The organism is Corynebacterium tuscaniense (assembly GCF_008693065.1).
Taxonomy (GTDB): Bacteria; Actinomycetota; Actinomycetes; order Mycobacteriales; family Mycobacteriaceae; genus Corynebacterium; species Corynebacterium tuscaniense.
In genome coordinates this window covers 1-2,483 of record NZ_VXKH01000110.1, presented here as the reverse complement: position 1 = coordinate 2,483, position 2,483 = coordinate 1, and the positions used below count along the sequence as shown (strand labels likewise).

General features: G+C 63.2%; 3 protein-coding genes. All 3 read left to right on the top strand.

Going from position 1 to position 2,483, the window contains the following annotated elements; translation table 11 throughout:
• On the top strand, positions 1 to 982 hold a 982-nt coding region (locus F4V54_RS11550; RefSeq protein WP_487246618.1), incomplete at its 5' end, for a DNA polymerase III subunit gamma/tau domain-containing protein.
• 57 nt (positions 983 to 1,039) lie between these two features.
• A complete protein-coding gene (locus F4V54_RS10615) occupies positions 1,040 to 1,399 on the top strand; it encodes a YbaB/EbfC family nucleoid-associated protein (protein WP_034665864.1) in 360 nt (119 codons plus the stop codon).
• A 59-nt stretch (positions 1,400 to 1,458) separates the two neighbouring features.
• Entirely contained in the window at positions 1,459 to 2,094 is a 636-nt protein-coding gene (recR, locus tag F4V54_RS10610; protein ID WP_150387116.1) for a recombination mediator RecR, read from the top strand.
• Positions 2,095 to 2,483 lie beyond the last annotated feature (389 nt).

The following is a 2,483-nucleotide window of genomic DNA, read 5'->3' as shown; positions in this document are numbered from 1 at the left end:
CGACCAACCCCGCGGTGCCGCCGCTGCTTTAGCCGCCGCAGCCGCAGTCCAAGCCACCGTGAAGCCGGCGTCCCAGTCCACCCCCGCCCCGCGCGAGGCGCCCAAGCCCGCGCCTGCGCGGACGCCTGAGCCTGCGCCTGCTGCTCCTGAGCCCGCGCCTCAGCCTGCACCTCAGTCGGCGCCCGTCTCCGCTCCAACTCCGGAGCCGAAACCTGAGCCGACATCCGAGCCCGCATCTGCACCTCAGCCAGAACCGTCCCAGCCTGAGGCCGAGCCAGGTGAGGACTTAATGCAGCGCATCCACAAGGAATGGATCACCCTGCGGCAGTTTGTGGGTGAGCGGAACAAGGTCGCTGAGATCATGCTCGCGGAGGCCAAGCCGTTAGGCATGGAAGGCACCACCTTGGTGGTGGGCCACAACACCGGCGCGTTGGCGGAGCGTATCAACTCCGAGCACAACAACAAGGACATTGTTGCTGCGCTGAGCGAGAAGCTGGGTACCGCTATCGCTGTGCGTTGTGTGGTGGGCACGGACCCAAAAGCAGAGGGCTTCAGCCCGGCAAAGGATGAACCGGCGGCATGGAACCCGTTGGCCTCCGAGGCTGAAGCAGAAGCAACGGAAGCACCTCAGAAGCAGGAGCCAACGCCAAGCCAAGGGCCAACTGAAACGGGTGCCGCGGCCGCCGTGGCGGCTGCCGCTGATGCAGCAAAATCAACACCAGCCAATCCATGGTCGCGTCCACCGCGGAAGGTAGGTGGGGATGAACCCGCCCCGGCCCACTTCAGTGATGGTGCGCCACTGCCTCCGGAACCCGCGGACCCGGATGTTCCGAGCGAGGCGCCGGAGCCCGAGTACACCCGGGAAGACGAAGAGCGTGACATGGTCGACCAGTCGATGGAGGCTGGCGAAATTGACCGGCGCAACCCGACCGAGGTGGCCATGGACTTGCTTGCCGAGGAACTCGGCGCGCGACCGCTGTAAAACAGCCGGTACACTAGGGCCCAGATCTAACAAAAGTTGTGAAGAAAGGTACACACTATGACGCAGCCAGAGCAGTCCGGAATGCCCGATATGCAGGAACTCATCCGCCAGGCGACTGAGGTTCAGGCACAGATCCAGCGTGCACAGGAAGAGATCCTCGCCGCTGTTGTCCAGGGCACCGCGGGTGGCGGTCTTGTCACTGTCACCATGACCGGTGGCGCTGAGATCACGGACCTGACCATTAGTCCGGAGGCAGTGGACCCTAATGACGTGGAGACTCTGCAGGATCTCATCCTCGCTGCTTACCGCGATGCGCACGCCAAGGCTGGCCAGCTCGCGCAGGAGAAGATCGGTCCGCTGACTCAGCCGCAAACCGATGATGGCAATGATTTTGCCAAGATGTTCGGCGGCAACTAGTCCTAGGCAAATTAAGATTTACGGGGCCTTAGGGCCCCGTTTTTCTGCGAGGAGGAACCATGTTTGAAGGCCCGCTCCAGGACCTTATCGACGAATTTTCTCGCCTACCCGGCGTCGGCCCCAAAAGCGCACAGCGCATTGCGTTCCACCTCCTGAAAACGGATCCGGATGACATCGATAGATTGCGAGCAGCCCTGGCTGCTGTCCGTGACGGAGTTGCCTTCTGCCGGATCTGCAATAACGTCTCCCGCGAAGAGATCTGCCGCGTGTGTGCCGATAGTGGCCGGGATGCTGGCCTGATCTGCGTAGTGGAAGACGCAAAGGACATCCAGGTCATTGAGCGGACGGGGGAGTACACCGGCCGATACCACGTGCTCGGAGGGGCACTGGACCCCTTGGCCAATGTGGGCCCCAAGCATCTTGCCATCTCCACCTTGCTACAGCGCATCGGCGGTGTCCTGCCAGATCGTGATGGCGTTGCGCCGGAGGATAACCCTGTGATCCACGAGGTCATTCTGGCCACAGACCCGGACACCGAGGGGGAGGCCACGGCTTCCTACCTTGCACGGCTGTTGAGGGACTTCCCCGACCTCACCGTCTCCCGCCTAGCCTCGGGTATGCCCTTGGGCGGGGACTTGGAGTTCGTGGATGAACTCACCCTGTCGCGCGCCCTCACCGGCCGCCTGAAACTGTAGTACTTGCTGCTATCAGCAGCCCGCCGGCCGCCTGCCTGCCAGGCCGCGCCTGCCACCCCTGCTCCCGCGCTTATTAGTCTTCCTCCGCCTCGCGCCTGTCATCCCGCCTCCGCGCCAACCTATCCGTCTGTTCACTTGTCCGTCTGTTCACTTGTCTACCGTCGGCCCACCCGTGGCACCAACCGTGGGCAGGTTAGTCCCGTCCACGCAATGAATCCCACCATTCACATGAACAACATTTGACCTGGGATTTTAGGGACCGATTTCAGACGGGACTAACTTCCCCCGAAACGGTGGCGGAGGGGGTGGAAGGGGGAACCCAGGGAAGTCCGGCGAAGGCGGGGCGCAGGGCGCGGAGGAAGGGCAGGGCGCGGGCGCAAGGCGCCGAG

Bases quoted from the DNA above. Each gene is read 5' to 3' on its own strand.
- F4V54_RS10615 (WP_034665864.1), top strand. From the start codon at position 1,040: ATGACGCAGCCAGAGCAGTCCGGAATGCCCGATATGCAGGAACTCATC.
- recR (WP_150387116.1), top strand. From the start codon at position 1,459: ATGTTTGAAGGCCCGCTCCAGGACCTTATCGACGAATTTTCTCGCCTA.